The sequence below is a fragment of the Streptomyces showdoensis genome (assembly GCF_039535475.1).
In the GTDB taxonomy this organism is placed as follows: Bacteria; Actinomycetota; Actinomycetes; order Streptomycetales; family Streptomycetaceae; genus Streptomyces; species Streptomyces showdoensis.
In genome coordinates this window covers 73,635-90,514 of record NZ_BAAAXG010000002.1, presented here as the reverse complement: position 1 = coordinate 90,514, position 16,880 = coordinate 73,635, and the positions used below count along the sequence as shown (strand labels likewise).

Here is a 16,880-nt window from a genome sequence, read left to right as displayed (position 1 = left end):
AGCCGGATCCGAGGCGAAAGGGAACCCGGTGGGAATCCTCGACAGCATCCTCGGGCGCAGCAAGCCCGTGCGGCCCGATCTCGACCGGCTCTTCGCCCTGCCGTCGGCCGCCCTGACCCTCCGGGCCGGCACCGGGTTCGTCCCGACCGGCGAGGGGTCGGTCTGCTTCGCGGGGGTGGAGGGCGGCGCCTTCACCCGCCTCAAGGAGGAGGTGCGGGAGCTGCTCGACGTCTCCTCCGAGGGCTCCGGACCGGTCGCGTTCTCCCACGACGCGTACGGGTACACCTGGCTGCGCGTCCGGCGGGCCGCCGACGACGTCGTCACGCTCGTGAACGACCTGCACGCCGTCAACACCCTGCTGCAGGAGTCGGGGTTCGGCCCGCACCTGCTCTGCTCCCTGACCGTGTTCCGCGCCCCGGACGTGGACCACGACCTCGCGCTCGTCTACCTCTACAAGCGCGGCACGTTCTATCCGTTCGCGCCCCGGGCGGACGGCACGGTCCGGCGGGACAACGCCCTGGAGCTCCAGGTCAGGGCCCTGCTCGCGGGTGACCTCGCGATCGAGCCCGACCTGGAACGCTGGTTCCCCCTGTGGGGTGCGCCGGGTGTGGGCAGCTCCTAGGAGCCCGCTTCCCAGACGAATCCGTCGGGGTCGGTGAAGGAGGCGCCGGTGCCGCCCAGGACGATGCGGTGCGAGCCGCCGCCCTCGACCGGGACGCCGACCTCCTTGGCCAGGCCCCGGTGCTTGTACAGCGCCAGCTTCACCGGGCTGGACGCTGCGGCCGTGAACTCCGCGTACTTGCCGCCGAAGCTCTTCGCCACGCTCAGCCCCTGGCCGACGTAGAACTCCCGGGTCGCCTTCACGTCCTCGACACCCAGCAGCAGGACCATCTCGTCGATCTCCCGGGTGGCCACGCCGTCGTCCTTCTTCGCCGAGGTCGCCAGCTTCCAGATCGTGCCGTCCGGGGCCTGCACGACACCGCCGTAGCCCCACAGCGACTTGGCCGCGGGCTTCACGACCGCCGCACCGGCGGCCACCGCCGCCTCGACGAACGCGTCGACGGTGGAGGGCCCCGACACCGTCAGCGCCAGGGCGAAACCCCGGAAGCCGCTGGTCGGCGCCTGCGAGGCCCGCAGCTGCAGACGGCCGGCCACGCCGAAGGCCGTGTAGAAGCGGTGGGCGGCGTCCAGGTCGGCCACCTCGAGGGTGACGCAGGAGAGGGACACGAGGGACACGAGGGACACTGAGGAAGTGGTGGTTGCCATGTCCCTCACGCTAGGGCCCGGCCCACCGCCCGCGCTTCTCGAATCCTGACCGGTCTCGTGGCGGTCCCCGCACGGCTCCCTATGATCACCCGATGAGCACACCACCACTGCCCGCGGCACCGCACCCGGACGGCCCGCCCCTCCGCATCGGTGCCCTCGTCCCGCTGACCCGGCCCGGCTGGACCGAGGCGGGCCGGCACCTGCTCGCGGGGCTCGAACTGGCCGTACGCGAGGTCAACGGCGCCGGAGGGATCGGCGGCAGGCCGCTGGAGCTGCTGGTCCGGGACACCGCGGCCGATCCGGAGCGGGCCGCGGTGGCCGTGGAGGAGCTGGCCGGCCTGGGCGTGGCCGCCGTGGCGGGCGAGTACCACAGCGTCGTGGCTCGGGCCGCCGCCGCCCGGGCCGACGCCCTCGGCGTACCGTTCCTGTGCTCCTCGGCGGTGCTGGACGCGCTCACCGAGGGGCCGTCGGAGTGGGTGGCGCGGCTGCCCCCGGCCCAGTCGCACGGCTGGCGTACCTACGCGGACTTCCTGCTCGGCGCGGGGCACGGCAGGGTCGCCGTGGCGGTCCAGCCGAGCGTCTACTGGGCGTCGGGGACCGGCATCCTGCGCGAGCGCCTCGCGGCGCACGGCGGCTCCGTCGTCGAGCTGGACGCGAACGCGCTCGGCCCCGAAGCCCTGTGCGACGCCCTCGTCGAGCACGGGGCGACGGCGTTCCTCCTGCTGGTCGGCCAGCCGGAGCCGGCGGTGCCGCTGGTCCGGGCCGTCCGCAGCGACCCCCGGCTCGCGGAGCTCCTCGTCGGCGCCCCGGCCGGGCAGCCGGAGTTCGCCGGGTGGGCCGAAGCGCTCGGCGCGGACGGCGCGGGGATCCCGTTCCTGCGCTATCTGCCGGAGCGGCCGGGCCCGCTGGGCGAGCGGGTCGGGGAGGAGCTGCGGGGGCTGCTGGGCGAGGCGCCCTCCTTCGTGGCCTTCGAGGGCTGGGACACCGTCACCGTGCTGGCCGGGGTGTTCCGTTCGTACGGGACGGACCGGGCGGCGGTCGCGGGGGCCTGGCCCCGGGTGGCGGTCGAGGGCACCCGCGGGCCGATCCGCTTCACCCGCGCGCCGGGTGTCGGCGTGTGGCAGTGGGCGTGGCCGCCCGTCCAGGTCGCCGACCGGGACCCGGCGGAGCCCGGTCGCTTCCGCGTGCTGCGCTCCGTCCCGGCGGAGGCCCCGGCCGGGCCCGAGGGGCCGGCCTGACGGCTTAGTTCGTGTCCGGAAATCCCGCCTGGCCCGCGGGCAGACGGCGCTGCTTTCCGGACACGGCCTCAGCCCCCCTGCCCTGAACGGGCACCCGGGTGTCCCCGCCGACGGGGTCGTGCAGCACCCGCCCGGCGGGGACACCGGTCTCCAGGAGCGCTCCGGCGACGGCGGTGACCATGGCGGGCGGGCCGCTCAGGTAGGCGACGTGCCGCGACCAGTCGCCGTGCCGGGTCACCGCGTCGGCGAGCGAGTCCTCCCCCGGCGCTCCGTGGCCGGCGCCGATCACGGGGACGACGCGCAGCCAGGCGTGCCGCCTCTCCAGCTCGGTGAGGGCGGCCGTGTCGTAGAGGTCGGCGGGCGTGCGGGCGCCCAGGAACAGCCGGGCCGCGCGGTACGGGGTGCGGCGCAGGGCCAGCTCGTCCAGCAGCGCCTTGGCGGTGGCCCAGCCGGTCCCGCCGGCCACGATCAGCACGTCCCGGGCGGCCGGGCCGTCGTCCAGGGTCATGGCCCCCTGCGCGGGCCCCAGGCGCAGGACGTCGCCGACCCGGGTGCGCGTCACCAACGCGTCGCTCACCCCGCCCGGGCCGGTGCGGCGGACGTGGAACTCCAGCTCCCCGTCGGGCCGGGGCGCGCGGGCCACGGAGTACGGCCGCCAGGCGTGCGGCAGCAGCGGCGACTCGATCGTGGCGAACTGTCCGGCCCGGTACGGGTAGGGCTCCGCGGTGCGGACCCGGAGCACGGCGAGGCCCGGTGCGGCGAGGCGGTGCTCCGTCACGGTCGCGTTCCAGGAGGCGGGTTCGGTCAGCGACCGGTTGGCCCCCTCGACCATGGCCGTGACGGCGAAGCGGACCATCCGCAGCCAGGCCCGCTCCAGCTCCCGGTGCCACCGCTCGCCCGCGCTGCGCCGCAGCGCCTCGGCGAGCGCCGCCTCGAACACCTCGAAGTGCACCGGCCGGACGCCGAGTTTGCGGTGGTCGCGCCCCAGCCGGGTGCAGAAGGCGGTCACCTCCTCGGGCCGGTCCAGGTGCTCGATGAGGTAGCGGAGGGCCTGTTCCAGATGGGCCCGCTGGAAGTCCATCGACCCGGGGAACAGCCGCCGCAGGTAGGGGTGCTCGGCGAACATCGCCCGGTAGAGGTGGTCGATGAGCTCGCTGAACGGGGTGACCAGCGGCAGCGTCCGCAGGATCGTCTCCCGGTCGGCGGCGCCCTCGAAGGAGCGCCCGGAATCCCGCGGCCGTTCCGCGCCGGACGGGGCGAGCAGCCGCTGGCGCAGCCGCATGGCGTCCTGTCGCGCGAGGAGGGCGTGGTACTCGTCGTAGCTGTCGCTCGTGGTGGCGCTCACGTGCCGGATCTCTCCCTGGGTCCGCCTGAAGGCACGTCAGTCTCGCACCGCGCCGCCGCCGCCGTCCGGCCCCGCCGGAGGGCCGAACGGCCCGCCCCGACCAGGGCCGTTCGGCCCTTTCGCCCGGCGGCCGGGTCGTGCCGGCGGGGCGGGCGGCGGGGTGTCCAGGGCCGCCCAGCAGGCGGCGGTCTCCCGCTCCTCGCGGCCGTGCCGTACCGCCGCTCGGGCCCGTACCGTGGCGCTCGCGGTGGCGCCGGCCACGGCGACCGCGAGGAGGAGCGGGGCCGGGAGTCCGGCCAGGATCAGCGGGACGGCCAGGGCGGCCGTGGCCCAGCCGGTGACGCAGGCCGCGGCCCGGAGGCGCCGGGAGGCGGGACGGTCGGCTCCGGCCCTCAGGTCGACGAGAGCGGGGACGTACCAGACGCAGCCGGCGGCGGTGACGGCGCCGACGCCCAGGGCGAGGACGGGGGTCACCGGGCGCCCGCCGTCTCGTGCGGCCGGTTCTCGATCCGGTCGACGGCGGCGATCTCGGGGTGGTGCAGGTCGAACGCCGGGGATTCGGAACGGATCCTGGGCAGGACGGCGAAGTTGTGCCGGGGCGGGGGGCAGGAGGTCGCCCATTCCAGCGAGCGGCCGTAGCCCCAGGGGTCGTCGGTGCCGACCTTCTCGCCGTACCGGGCGGTCTTCCAGACGTTGTAGAAGAAGGGCAGGAAGGACAGGCCGAGGAGGAAGGAGCCGAGGGTGGAGATCGTGTTGAGGGCGGTGAAGCCGTCGGCGTCCAGGTAGTCGGCGTAGCGGCGCGGCATGCCCTCGGCGCCCAGCCAGTGCTGGACCAGGAAGGTCGCGTGGAAGCCGGCGGTGAGCGTCCAGAAGGTCATCTTGCCGAGCCGCTCGTCCAGCATCCGCCCGGTGAACTTCGGCCACCAGAAGTGGAATCCCGCGAACATCGCGTACACGACGGTGCCGAAGAGCGTGTAGTGGAAGTGGGCGACGACGAAGTACGAGTCGGAGACGTGGAAGTCCATCGGCGGCGAGGCCAGGATGACGCCGGTCAGCCCGCCGAAGGTGAAGGTCATGAGGAAGCCGGTGGCCCAGAGCATCGGGGTCTCGAAGGACAGCGAGCCCTTCCACATCGTTCCGATCCAGTTGAAGAACTTCACGCCGGTCGGAACGGCGATGAGGAAGGTCATGAAGGAGAAGAAGGGCAGGAGCACGCCACCGGTGACGTACATGTGGTGGGCCCACACGGTGACCGACAGACCGGCGATCGCGATGGTCGCGGCGACCAGGCCGATGTAGCCGAACATCGGCTTGCGGCTGAAGACCGGGACGACCTCGGAGACGATGCCGAAGAACGGCAGCGCGAGGATGTACACCTCCGGATGCCCGAAGAACCAGAAGAGGTGCTGCCAGAGCAGTGCCCCGCCGTTGGCCGCGTCGAAGACGTGCGAGCCGAACTTCCGGTCGCATTCGAGGGCGAACAGCGCCGCCGCGAGGACCGGGAAGACCAGCAGGACGAGCAGGGACGTGAGCAGCACGTTCCAGGTGAAGATCGACATCCGGAACATGGTCATGCCGGGGGCCCGCATGCAGAGGATCGTGGTGATGAAGTTGACCGCGCCCGCGATCGAACCGAAGCCGGAGAGCGCGACTCCCATGATCCACAGGTCGGCGCCGAGACCCGGCGAGTGGACGGCGTCGGAGAGCGGCGCGTAGAGGAACCAGCCGAAGTCCGCGGCCCCGCCCGGGGTGAGGAAGCCGCCGGCCGCGATCAGCGAACCGAAGAGGTAGAGCCAGAACGCCAGCATGTTCAGCCGGGGGAAGGCGACGTCCGGCGCCCCGATCTGCAGCGGCATGATCCAGTTCGCGAAACCGGTGAACAGCGGCATCGCGAAGAGCAGCAGCATGATCGAACCGTGCATCGTGAAGGCCTGGTTGAACTGCTCGTTCGACATGATCTGCGTGCCGGGGCGGGCCAGTTCCGCCCGCATCACCAGGGCCATCACGCCACCGACGCAGAAGAAGAACAGCGCCGCGACCAGGTACATCGTGCCGATGCGCTTGTGGTCGGTGGTGGTCAGCCAGTCCACCCACGAGCCCCGGTCCGGCCGTGGGCCGCCGGTTCCGCCCGCCGGGGCGGGCCTCCTCGGGCGCCCGGACTGCCTCTGCACGCTCTTTGCCTCGCCCACCGGACGACGACCTCCCTGTCGACTTCGGTACTCACGAGCCGGGAGGCGTCCACACGGGGGATTGCTCGGCCGCCTCCCGGCCGTCGCCCATGCTTCTCGCCGCGGCCGGTGGCCGACAGGGTCGAACAGTCCCCGTCCGGGCGCCGCGCCCAGGGCCGAACGGCCCCTGCGGCCGGGCCTCGACGGTGACGTAACCTGCCGGAGGAAGAGGCACGAAGAGCACACGGCGGAGCAGGCGGGCATGTCCGACACAGCAGAACTCCCGGGCACGCCCCTGCCGCGGCTCGACGTCCCGGAGCGGATGCACGCGCTCCTCGCCGCGGTCATGGACCTCGGCCGCGACCTCGAACTCCCGCAGGTCCTCCAGGGGATCGTGGAGGCGGCGGTGACCCTCACCGACGCCGAGTACGGCGCGCTGGGAGTGATCGGCGACGGGGAGCGGCTCTCGCAGTTCCTGCCGGTGGGCATGGCGGACGAGCTGGCCGAGCGGATCGGTCCCGCGCCCTGCGGCCACGGCATCCTCGGCGAACTGATCCGCAACCCGGTCCCGTTGCGCCTGGACGACCTGGCCCGGCACCCGAGCAGCTTCGGCTTCCCCGCGCACCATCCGCCGATGCGTACGTTCCTGGGGGCGCCGATCCGGGTCAGGGACGAGGTGTTCGGCAACATCTACCTGACCGAGAAGCGCGGCGCCGGCGGTTTCGACGCCGACGACGAGGCGGTCCTGACGACCCTGTCGACCGCGGCGGGGGTCGCCATCGACAACGCCCGCCTCTACCACGACAGCAGGCGCCGCGAGCACCGGCTGGAGGCACTCGCGGAGATCACCCGGGCGCTGCTCGCCGGGACCGACCCGGACCGGGTGCTGCGGCTGATCGCCCGGCGGGCCCGGGAGGTGGCCGACGCCGATCTCGCCGCCATCCTGCTGCCGGCCGGCCGCGGCGGCGAGCTCGCGGTCCAGGTCGCCGACGGGGACACCGCCGACGCGGTGCTCGGCGCGCGGCTCCCGGCGGGCGACTCGCTGGCGGGGCTCGCGGCGTGCACCCGGCGGCCCGCCGTCACCGCGGACGTCCGCACCGACGCCCGGGCGCGGCCGCTGCGCGCGGACGGCGGTGCCCCGCCCGAGCACGGCCCCGTGGTGGCCGTGCCGCTGCCCGTCGACGACTCCGTGTGCGGGGCGCTGCGGCTGGCCCGGCGGGCGGGCCGGCCCGGGTTCGACACCACGGAGGTGGAGTTGCTCAGCGGCTTCGCCGACCAGGCCTCGATCGCCCTCGAACTCGCCCGCAGGCGGGCCGAGTCCGAGGAGCTGGCGGTGCTCCACGACCGCGACCGCATCGCCCGCGACCTGCACGACCTGGCCATCCAGCGGCTCTTCGCCACCGGGATGACGCTGCAGAGCGCGACCCGTCTGATCGGAGAGCAGAGCGCGGCCGAGCGGGTCTCGCGGGCGGTCGACGACCTCGACGCCACCATCCAGATCATCCGTTCCACGATCCTGCAGCTCCGCACGCCGGCCGAGGACCGGGGCGGCCCGGCGCTGCGCCGCAGGATGGCGGAGACCGTCCAGCTGGCGGCGCAGTCCCTGGGCTTCCCGCCCTCGCTGCGGATCACCGGCGCGGTCGACACCGCCGTTCCGGACGAGCTCGCGGAGCACGTGCTCGCCGTGACGGTCGAGTCCCTCAGCAACAGCGCCCGGCACGCCCGCGCGCGCCGCGCCGACGTCCTGCTCGCCGTCCCGGAACCGGCCGACCGGCTCGTCCTCACGATCACGGACGACGGGATCGGCCTGGGGGCCGCCGCACCGACCGGCGGGCTGCTCAACCTGCGGTCGCGCGCCGAGCAGTACGGCGGGACGCTGGAGCTCCGGGACCACCCGGGCGGCGGCACCCGCGTGGTGTGGACGGTGCCGCTGCACCAGGACTGACCGGGTCGCCGGCCCGGCGGACCGGGGGCGGGACCGGCGGACCGGCTACGGACCGGCGGACCGTCGGGGGAACGGCGGACCGTCGCGGGAACGGCGGACCGGCTGCGGACCTGCTAGGGCTCGCGAACCGCCCACTGCCCGGGAAGCGCCCGGTGCCGGCGGACCGGCCGCTGCCCGCGGACCGGCCGCTGCCCGCGGACCGGCTACTGCTCGCGGAGCCGCTCGGCGAGCATCGCCGCCTGGATGCGGCGGCCGACCCCCAGCTTGCCGAGGATGGCGGACACCCGGTTCTTCACCGTCTTCTCGGCGAGGAACAGCCGCTCCGCGATCTGCCGGTTGGTCAGCCCCAGGCCGATGAGGTCGAGGATCTCCCGCTCGCGGGGCGAGAGCCGGTCCAGCTCGGCCGTGGCGGCCGCACGCGGTTCGGGCTCCGGCTCGGGGCCCCGGATGCGGGCCATCACCCGGCTGGTCATCCGCGGGTCGAGCAGGGACTTGCCGGTGGCCACCGTGCGGACCGCGTGCACCAGGTCGGAGCCGCCGATCTGCTTGAGGACGTAGCCGGCCGCGCCCGCCATGATCGCGTCGAACAGGGCCTCGTCGTCGTCGAAGGACGTCAGCATCAGGCAGGCGAGCTCCGGCATGGCCGCCCGCAGTTCCCGGCAGACCTCCACCCCCTCGTGGTCCCCGCCGGTCGCGCTGCCGAGGCGTACGTCGAGCACGGCGACGTCCGGGCGGGCGGCGGGCACGCGGGCGAGCACCTCGCGGGCGGTCGCGGCCTCGCCGACCACCTCGATGTCGGGCTCGGCCTCCAGCAGGTCGCGGACCCCGCGCCGGACGACCTCGTGGTCGTCGAGGAGGAAGACCCGGACCGGACGGGCGGCCGTGTCACCGGCGGGGCTCGGCGCGGTCAGCACCGCGGGCCCGCTGACGGGGCGTCGGGAACGGCGGGGTGGAGAGGCTTCACGTGGGGACTCCTGGGCAGGGACGGGAGCTGAGGCGGCGTCAGTATGGCATCGGGGTCCGAAGGCCGTTCGGCCCTGGTCGGGGAGGGCCGAACGGCCCTGGGCGCCGCCCCGGCGGCCGTGATCGACTCTGCCTCGCGCCCCGGACGTACCGGCCCGGGCGCGGCCGGCCGTCCCCCGGGCCGCCCGCGGGCCGGTACGTCCCGGAGGCGTCCACCGCCGGGACGGGACCCTGCGGGCGGGGGCCGAACGGCCCTTTCCGCGCCGCCTCCCGGGGTCTGTACTGCGGGGAAGTCCCCCCTCCCCCTGGAAGGCACCGTGAAAGACGACGCCGCTCTCGCCCCCGTCCCGGCCCCGCACGCCCCCGGCGCTCCCCCGGTCTCCGCCGGTGCCCGGCGCACCCTCCGTCTGGAGGCCGAGGAGGCGCTGCGCCTGCTCGCCTCGGTGCCCCTGGGCCGGATCGTGTTCACCCGGCGGGCGCTGCCCGCGGTGCGGCCGGTCAACCACCTGGTGGACCGCGGCGACATCATCGTCCGCACCCACGACGACGCGGCCCTCGCCCTGCTCGCCCGGGCGGGCGGCACCCCGGGGGTCGTGGTCGCGTACGAGACGGACCTCATCGACGTCGAGGCGCGCCTCGGCTGGAGCGTCGTCGTCACCGGCTTCTGCCGGCTGGTGACCGACCCCGAGGAGGCCGCCCGCTACCGGGGCGCGATCCGCCCGTGGACGGACCGGGCCCTGGACCAGGTGCTCCGCATCCGCCCCGACCTGGTCACCGGCATCCGGCAGGTCGCCGCGGAGTGAGCGGAGTGGCCCGTCCGCGCCCCGGCGGGGGCCGGCCGGTGGGCCGATCGGCTCAGGTCCGGCGCGTCCGGGCCGGGCGGGCGGGCGCCGGGGGTGCAGGATCGAGCGGGCGCCGGCGCCCCCCGCGCCGTGGCCCGGGATCGGGAAGAGGTCACTGCGATGGAACGGTTCGACGGGTCGCCGTCCGGCGGGCGCTACGGCGAGGCCGTGTTCCGGCCCGAACAGGCCGGTGAGGGCGAGCGGATCGACTTCGGCGCCCTCGCCTACGACGACGTCACCCTGGCCCGGCTGCGGGCCCTCGGCGTCGGCCCGGGATGGCGCTGCCTCGACGTGGGCGCCGGCACGGGCACGGTCTCCCGCCGGCTGCTCGACGAGGCCGGGGTGGCGGGCGTGCTCGCCGTCGACCGGGACGTGCGGTTCCTCGCCGAGCGGCCGGTGCCCGGGCTGGACGTGCGGGAGGCCGACATCACCGCCCCCGACGCCGTCCCCGGGCGGTTCCGGCTCGTCCACGCGCGCTTCGTGCTGATGCACCTGCCCGAGCGGGAGCGCCTGATCGCCGAGCTGGCCGAGCGCCTCGAGCCCGGTGGCGTCCTGGTGCTGAGCGACGCCGTCGACCTGACCGGCGAACGGACCCCCGGCACCCCGTACTCCACGGCGATGCGCGCGATGTGGGAGGGGCTGCGTGCCACGATCGGCACCGACGTCTCCTGGGTGCCGTCGTATCCGCGCCTGCTGCGTGAGGCGGGGCTCGTGCGGGTCGGCGCCGAGGTCCACGTGCCGCCGCTGCTGCCGGGCAGCCCGATCAGCCGCTTCTGGGCCGACACGTGGGAGCGGAGCAGGGCGGCGATGACGGCCACCGGTCTGGTCGACGACGCGGGCGTCGACGCGGCGGTCCGGTATCTGGAGTCCGAGGAGTGTGCCGCCCTGTCGGCCGGGATGCTGACCGCGTGGGGCTGGAAGCCGGGCCCGGACGCCTGACGGGCCCGTTCCGGCAGCCTCCCCCGGCCGCGGGCCGCTCCGGTCGGCCCGTCAGCGTTCCGCGGGCGTCATGCGGCGCAGCAGGTAGCCGGCGGCGGTCGCGACCAGGACCAGCATGCAGGCGATGAACACCAGCCCGGCCCCCTCGAGGCCGAGCGGGTCCGCGAGCAGGCCGACGCCGATGACGGGGATCGAGATGCCCGTGTACGCGACGAGGAACAGGGCCGAGATGACCGCCGCGCGCCGGTCGGGCGGCGAGGCGGCGGCGACGGCGGCCAGGGCCGCCCGGAAGGCGAGGCCCTGCCCGGTGCCGCCGACGAGGGCGGCCAGGATCACGAAGGCCAGCAGGTCGGTGACGAGCGCGCAGCCGAGCAGCAGCAGGCCCGCGAAGAGCACGGCGCAGCCCAGGGGCAGGGAACGCGCGGTCCCGAGGCGTCCGGCGGCGACCTGTCCGCCGGTGGAGGCGAAGAAGGCCAGGGCGACGACGAGGCCGACGACGGCGTGGTTGTCCACGTGCAGGTAGCGGCCGAGGAAGGCGGGGCTGACGGAGGTGAAGACGCCGAACAGGGCGAAGCCGACGAAGGAGGCGACCGCGGCCGGCCCGAACACGGCCCGCACCTGGGGCGGGAGCGCGGGCTTCCGGGGGCGTACGGCGGTCGGCGGGCGCCGTTCCGGGACGGTCTCGGGCAGGAACACCAGGACGGCCGCCGAGAGCGCGACGAGCACGAGGTGCACGGCGAACGGGAGCAGCAGCGGCTCGGGGGCGTACTCGGCGAGGAGCCCGGCCAGGAGCGGCCCGCAGCCGAGGCCGCCCATGTTGGCGGCCGTGGCCACGAGGGTGGCGCCCGAGCTGCCGCCGGGCGGGGCGAGTTCCATGACGTACGCGCTGGCGGCGCCCGTGAACAGGCCGGCCGACAGGCCGGAGAGGAGCCGGCCCGCGTAAAGCCAGCCGAGGGAGTCGGCGGACAGGAAGCAGACGGCGCTCGCGGCGGCGAAGCCCAGGCCCCACCAGAGCGTCGGGCGCCGTCCGATGGTGTCGGAGGCGTCGCCCGCGAGGAGCAGGACGGCGATGACCCCGAAGGCGTAGACGGCGTAGACGACGGTGACCGTGAGTTCGGAGAAGCCGAACTTCTCCTGGTAGAGGGGGTAGAGCGGGGTCGGCAGCGTCGTCCCGGCCATGCAGACGACGAACACCGCGCCGCCCAGCAGACACTTCAGCCAGCCCTGTCGCTCCTCCGCCATGTCGGCGACCGTAACCCGGCCGGGCTCGCGCGGCGCGGCGGCGGGGCGCGCCCGGCCGAGTGATCCACCGGCGCCCGTGTCACTCCGGATCCTTCCGGGTGCCCCGCCCGGCGCCCCCGCCCCTACCGTGGCGGCGGCCTCCGTCGGGGCGGCCGATCCGGAGACCGGGGAGCAGCGATGCCGACGACCGTCACCATGCTCGGGGACCAGGAGCGCGCGGTGCTGTCCGCGGTGGGCTGCGGTCTGCGGGACGACGAGATCGCCGCCGCCCTGGCCGTGCCCGAGGCGTCGGTGGCCGAACAGCTGGCGCGGATCCTCGTGAAGCTCGGGCTGCGGGACCGTGCGGCGGCCATCGTGCACGCCTTCGACTGCGGTCTCGTCGTCCCGGGACGCGGCCCGCGCACCCTGCCCGGGGCGGTCCCGGTGGCGCGGGCCACGGCCGGCCGGGAGGCGGGGCCGCGGATCCGGGTCTCGGTGCTCGGCCCGCTGGAGGCGTGGCGGGACGGACGGCCGCTGCGGCTGGGCCATCTGCGCCAGCAGGCCGTCCTGGCGGCGCTGGCGCTGGGCGGCGGGCGGACGCTCGGCCGGCAGGAGCTGCTCGACGGCGTGTGGGGGGGTGGAGCCGCCCGCCGCCAACGTGGTGCCCGTGTACGTGTACCGCTTACGCAGGGCGCTCGGCACGGAGGACGGCGCTCCGGACACGGTCATCGCGCGCGACCGGCGCGGCTACCGGCTGGTCCCGGGCGCGGTCGACGTGGACGCCGTCCGCCTGGAGGAGCTGGCCGGCGCCGTCGAGGCGGCGGACCGCGCGGGCGAGACGGCGGAGGCGGTCCGGCTGTGCTCGCGGGCGCTGGACCTGTTCCGGGGCGAGCTGCTGGCGGGCCTGCCGGGGCCGCTCGCCGAGCTGGAGCGGCTGCGGCTCACGGAGCGCAGGATCGCCCTCGTACGGCGGAAGGCGGAGCACCTGCTGCGGCTCGGCCGGTCCGCCGAGGCGCTCGCCGAGCTGTTCGCGCTGTTCGCCGCGCACCCGCTGAACGAGCCGGTGGCGGCCCTGCTGATGCGGGCCCTGTACCGGGACGGCCGGCGGGCCGACGCGACGGCCGTGTTCGACCGGGCGCGCAGCCGGCTCGCCGAGGACCTGGGGGTGCCGCCGAGCCGGATGCTGCGGCGGACGCACCAGATGGTGCTGCGGGGCGACGAGACCGGGCTCGGGCTCGTCCCCCCGCTCGCGTGCGGTCAGGAGGCGAAGGAGCGCTCCAGCCGCGGGATCAGGTCCCTGAGGTCCGCTTCCCAGCACCAGGCGTTGTGGCCGCCGTTGCAGTTCGTGCCCCAGCCGGAGCCGTCGCCGTAGTTCACGTAGGAGTAGGACATGCCGAGGGCGTCCATGGCGGCCTTGGCGTGCTTGGCCGCGCCTTCGAGCCAGAACTCGGGCTCGGTGGGCGAGCCGCCCCCGTTGCCCACGTAGATCGAGACGCCGACGCTCCTGAGCCGGTCCATGTGGGCCGCCGGGTCGACCTCGTTCCAGCGCCAGTCGGCGTTGAAGACCGGGTACGGCGAGCCGAAGGCGGCGTCGCTGTCCACTCCGGGCTTGTACGGCGAGTCGTTCGGGTCGCAGGAGCCGGAGGAGGAGGCGCAGATCGCGCCCGTCGCGTCGATGAGGGAGGCGACGACGGCGAACCGCAGGTCCATGGACTTGGCCGACAGGTCGATGTCGCCCGACAGGGACGCGGTCTGGCTGAACAGGTCGGGGCGGACCTGGGCGTAGTGGAGGGCGCCGAAGCCGCCCATGGAGACGCCGGCGACGGCCCGGCCCTTCTTGGTGGCGACGGTCCGCAGGTTGGCGTCGATGAACGGGATGACCTGCTTGAGGTGGAAGTTCTCCCAGTTCTGGGCGCCGAGCACGGTCCGCTGGTTGAGCCAGTTGGCGTACCATCCCCGGGCGCCGCCGTCCGGGATGACGGTGATCATCGAGTCGGAGGTGCGCAGCGCCGGGTAGTTCTGCACGATCGGGTCGTCGGGCGACCCGTGCAGGAAGTAGAGCACCGGGTAGCGCCGGTTCGGGTCGTCGTAGTAGCTCCTGGGCAGAATGATCTTGATGTGGTGCCTGCCCGTCACCTCGGGCGTGGTGACGGTCAGGTAGAACTCGGTGGCGTCGCCGTGCACCGCCTCCACCTGGGTCAGGCCGAAGCCGTTCGCCATCGGCGGCGGCGCGGTGCCGTCGGCGGCCTCGGCCGTACCGGCCGCGGGCATGACGGTGGCCACGGCGGCGACCAGCCACGCCACCGCCAGCCGCCGCCAGGTGTGCCGGGTCCTTCCCGTCCTTCTCGTCCTGCTCACTGTCGTTCCCCCTCGTGGGTCGGCGTCGCGTGGTGTCCGCCGGGCGGGCCCCGGCGGACGGGTGGTCTCAGTCCAGGACCTTGACCCGCAGGGCCGGTGAGGCCGCGATCTGTTCCTCGGTGTAGCGCTCGGTCACCCACTGGCCGGCCGAGAAGAGCCGGGTCTGGTCGGCGTGGTGGGGCGAGGTCGGGTCGGCCGACTGGGAGTAGGCCAGGACGGAGGAGGCCTGGGGCGGGCCGTCGGCGGTGAACCGCACCTGCTGCACGAAGCTGGTCCCGAAGGCGATGTCGAACTTCCCGTCGACCAGGCCGGGGGTGACGACGTTCAGCACGCCCAGTTCGTGGAGCGAACCGTGGATCGGGATCTGCTCGCCGTTGCGGGTGACCTTCTGGACGTCCGACAGGGCCGCGTTCAGCGGGATGCCGGCCTTGCGCATCGCGAAGACCGCGCGCGCGAGCGAGTCGCGGACGGCGTTGTTCCCGGGGTCGAGCGAGTTGGGCGTGTGGACCGGGTCCTTGGGGTCGAACGGCACCTTCCAGGGCAGCGACTCGATCCCCTTGCCGCCGGCCAGCTGGAACCAGTAGTTCTCGAACAGCCAGGAGCCCCGGCTGTCGAGGGTGAAGTCGTGGCTCTTCCAGGCGGCCAGGACCGGGCAGGCCTCGCGGATGTCGACCAGGTTGCCGTCGACCAGGACGAGTCCGAAGGGGGTGTCCTGGCAGGCCTTCACGGTGGCGTTCAGGGCCAGGTCGGCGGCCCGGCTGTTGTCGGCGAACAGCAGCTGCCGCATGGTCTCCGGCGTGAAGCCGCGGCCCGGCAGCCCGTCGGTGCCGTCGATCCGGTTCCGCGCGGTCAGGATCAGCTCCTGGGTGCGCAGCGACCGGGGCGCCGCCGTGTCGCCCATCACCCGGGGGAAGGACAGCGGCTGTTCGGGGTTGGCCAGCCAGGCGCTGTCGTTGGCGTTGCCGACGAAGTCCGAGCGGATCAGGCGCGGCTGGTCGTGCGGGTCCAGGAGGCCGGGCGCGACCGCGTCGGGGTCGTCCGGCCAGTCGCAGGCGCTGCGCTTGCCGTCGAGGATGGAGACCGGCGGGACGTTGGGCAGCCGGAGGGCCTGGTTGAAGAGGAGCTTGCCGGTCTCGGTGAGGCAGGACCGGGCGTGCTCGTCGGTGATGTTCGGGGTGGCCTGGATGTCCGCGTAGAGCGCGTTGCCCTTGCGGTCGGAGGCGACGGTGTTGAAGAAGGGGACGCCCTGGGTGGTCTCCAGGGTGTTCACCACGTCGTGGACGTCCTTGGCCCGGTCGAGGTGGAACCAGGTGTTCAGGGCCCGCAGGTTGTCCCTGTTCACGTCGCGTACGGCGTGGGCGCTGACCACCCAGGGCAGCGCGATGCCCTGGACCGAGGCGGTGACGGGTCCGTACCGGGTGGACCACAGGGTCCTGGAGACCTTGCCGACGGAGCCGTCCGGGTTCAGCACCTCGACGGAGACCTGCTGGGAGGTCATCTTCTGCCAGGCGCCGTCGACCAGGTAGTACGTCGGGTTCAGCGGGTCGACCTGGACGTCGAAGAGGCCGAAGGGCGCGACCGTGGCGACGGTGTGGCTCCAGGCGACGTCGTCGTTGTGCCCGATGTTCACCGCGGGCAGTCCGAGCAGGCTGGCGCCGGAGACGTTGACCTTGCCGGGGATGGTCAGCTGGCTCTGCCACATGCGGTTCTTGCCCTGCCACGGGAAGTGGGGGTTGGCGAGCAGCATGCTGGTGCCGCCGGACACGCCCTGGGAGCCGACCGCCAGCGCGTTGCTGCCCATGCTGTCGCGGCGGCTCGCCGCCATCGCGTCGCGGATCCTCCGGGCGGTCTTCGCGCGCTGCGCGGCGGTCGGCGCCTTCGCCCCGGCGGTGGCCGACGCTCCGGGCGGCGCGGCGGTCACCAGGCCGTCGAGCAGGGGGTCGGCGGCGCCCATGATGATCTCGGCGTGCGCGTGCCGGTAGACGTCGAGCTCCGTGATCGGCCGGACCCAGGCCGCACCCTTGCAGGCGGGGTCGGTGATGCCGTCCACGCCCGTCTCGGCCAGGTACCGGTTGTACCCCTGCACGTAGCCGCGGATCGCCTCCTTGACCTCCGGCTCGGGCCCGTCGGGGGCCGGCCGGTCGAGCAGCCGCTCCACCACCCGGTCGTCGTTGATCCGCTGGAAGTACAGGTCGCTGTTGAGGTTGGTGGTGCCGTTCTGGTTCTGGCCGGGGCTGGCCCTGCCCTCGGGCCCGAGGTAGCGGGACCGCTGGGCGTCGACCATCAGGTAGGTGCCGGCCAGGGTGCAGATGTTGTCCTTGGCCGCCGCGTAGCCGTAGCCCTTCCCCAGCCCCTCCCAGGTGGAGGCGATGATGTGCGGGATCCCGTACTCCGTGTAACGGATCGTCGGCTTGTCCGGCCCCGCGTCCGCGGCGGCGGGCGGTCCGGCGACCGCCGTCGTGCTCATCACGGCCACGGCGGCCATGACCACCATCGGCAGTCTCGCCCGTGCGCTCCTCCGTGCCATCGAGCCGTCCTTCCCCTGGGTAGCGGTCTGCCGAGCGGCCCGTGCTGCGGCCCTCGTCCGAACGCGGT

The 16,880-nt window shown here is 74.4% G+C and carries 13 protein-coding genes and 1 pseudogene; 6 read left to right on the top strand and 8 right to left on the bottom strand.

What is annotated here, in order from left to right; translation table 11 throughout:
• Nucleotides 1-28 precede the first annotated feature (28 nt).
• Nucleotides 29-622 carry a PspA-associated protein PspAB gene (gene pspAB / locus ABD981_RS00615; RefSeq protein WP_046905962.1) on the top strand — a complete coding sequence of 198 codons (594 nt, stop codon included), beginning with the start codon at nt 29-31 and terminating at the stop codon, nt 620-622.
• On the opposite strand, the gene ABD981_RS00610 is transcribed toward pspAB, so the two are convergent.
• On the bottom strand, nt 619-1,266 hold the full coding sequence (locus ABD981_RS00610; protein ID WP_123954166.1) for a VOC family protein: 648 nt from the start codon (nt 1,264-1,266) through the stop codon (nt 619-621). The genes pspAB and ABD981_RS00610 overlap by 4 nt on opposite strands.
• A gap of 92 nt (nt 1,267-1,358) precedes the next feature.
• On the opposite strand from ABD981_RS00610, the gene ABD981_RS00605 reads away from it, so the two are divergent.
• On the top strand, nt 1,359-2,504 hold the full coding sequence (locus tag ABD981_RS00605; protein WP_046905960.1) for an ABC transporter substrate-binding protein: 1,146 nt from the start codon (nt 1,359-1,361) through the stop codon (nt 2,502-2,504).
• Between the two features lie 4 nt (nt 2,505-2,508).
• Here the strand turns inward: ABD981_RS00605 and ABD981_RS00600 are convergent, their stop codons facing one another.
• The 3 genes from ABD981_RS00600 to ctaD are packed head-to-tail and all read right to left on the bottom strand — an operon-like array spanning nt 2,509 to nt 6,020.
• On the bottom strand, nt 2,509-3,849 hold the full coding sequence (locus ABD981_RS00600) for a globin domain-containing protein (protein WP_240495095.1): 1,341 nt from the start codon (nt 3,847-3,849) through the stop codon (nt 2,509-2,511).
• Nucleotides 3,850-3,885: 36 nt separating this feature from the next.
• Nucleotides 3,886-4,323, bottom strand: coding sequence for a hypothetical protein (locus tag ABD981_RS00595; protein WP_123954165.1), 438 nt, complete (start codon nt 4,321-4,323; stop codon nt 3,886-3,888).
• Nucleotides 4,320-6,020, bottom strand: coding sequence for an aa3-type cytochrome oxidase subunit I (gene ctaD, locus ABD981_RS00590; RefSeq protein ID WP_046906065.1), 1,701 nt, complete (start codon nt 6,018-6,020; stop codon nt 4,320-4,322). The genes ABD981_RS00595 and ctaD overlap by 4 nt, the downstream gene beginning before the upstream one ends.
• A 259-nt stretch (nt 6,021-6,279) precedes the next feature.
• On the opposite strand from ctaD, the gene ABD981_RS00585 reads away from it, so the two are divergent.
• Complete coding sequence (locus ABD981_RS00585; protein ID WP_382748204.1) at nt 6,280-7,962, top strand: sensor histidine kinase; 1,683 nt, start codon at nt 6,280-6,282, stop codon at nt 7,960-7,962.
• Nucleotides 7,963-8,165: 203 nt separating this feature from the next.
• On the opposite strand, the gene ABD981_RS00580 is transcribed toward ABD981_RS00585, so the two are convergent.
• Nucleotides 8,166-8,876 (bottom strand): response regulator, encoded by a 711-nt coding sequence (locus ABD981_RS00580; RefSeq protein ID WP_046905959.1) that lies wholly within the window; start codon nt 8,874-8,876, stop codon nt 8,166-8,168.
• Nucleotides 8,877-9,242: 366 nt separating this feature from the next.
• On the opposite strand from ABD981_RS00580, the gene ABD981_RS00575 reads away from it, so the two are divergent.
• The gene (locus ABD981_RS00575; protein WP_046905958.1) at nt 9,243-9,728 is read left to right on the top strand and encodes a pyridoxamine 5'-phosphate oxidase family protein; all 486 of its coding nucleotides are present in this window, start codon (nt 9,243-9,245) and stop codon (nt 9,726-9,728) included.
• Nucleotides 9,729-9,887: 159 nt separating this feature from the next.
• Nucleotides 9,888-10,706, top strand: coding sequence for a class I SAM-dependent methyltransferase (locus ABD981_RS00570; RefSeq protein ID WP_046905957.1), 819 nt, complete (start codon nt 9,888-9,890; stop codon nt 10,704-10,706).
• A 51-nt stretch (nt 10,707-10,757) separates the two neighbouring features.
• Here ABD981_RS00570 and ABD981_RS00565 read toward each other — a convergent pair whose 3' ends face one another.
• Nucleotides 10,758-11,948 (bottom strand): MFS transporter, encoded by a 1,191-nt coding sequence (locus ABD981_RS00565; protein WP_046905956.1) that lies wholly within the window; start codon nt 11,946-11,948, stop codon nt 10,758-10,760.
• A gap of 177 nt (nt 11,949-12,125) precedes the next feature.
• Here ABD981_RS00565 and ABD981_RS00560 point away from each other — a divergent pair.
• Nucleotides 12,126-13,173: pseudogene (locus ABD981_RS00560) on the top strand (AfsR/SARP family transcriptional regulator); the annotation flags it as partial.
• An 11-nt stretch (nt 13,174-13,184) separates the two neighbouring features.
• Here the strand turns inward: ABD981_RS00560 and ABD981_RS00555 are convergent.
• Both ABD981_RS00555 and ABD981_RS00550 read right to left on the bottom strand, forming a co-directional pair.
• Nucleotides 13,185-14,198: an alpha/beta hydrolase gene (locus ABD981_RS00555; protein WP_123954190.1), complete on the bottom strand. Its 1,014-nt coding sequence runs from the start codon at nt 14,196-14,198 to the stop codon at nt 13,185-13,187.
• 154 nt (nt 14,199-14,352) lie between these two features.
• Nucleotides 14,353-16,812: a penicillin acylase family protein gene (locus ABD981_RS00550; RefSeq protein WP_046905955.1), complete on the bottom strand. Its 2,460-nt coding sequence runs from the start codon at nt 16,810-16,812 to the stop codon at nt 14,353-14,355.
• Between the last annotated feature and the right edge of the window lie 68 nt (nt 16,813-16,880).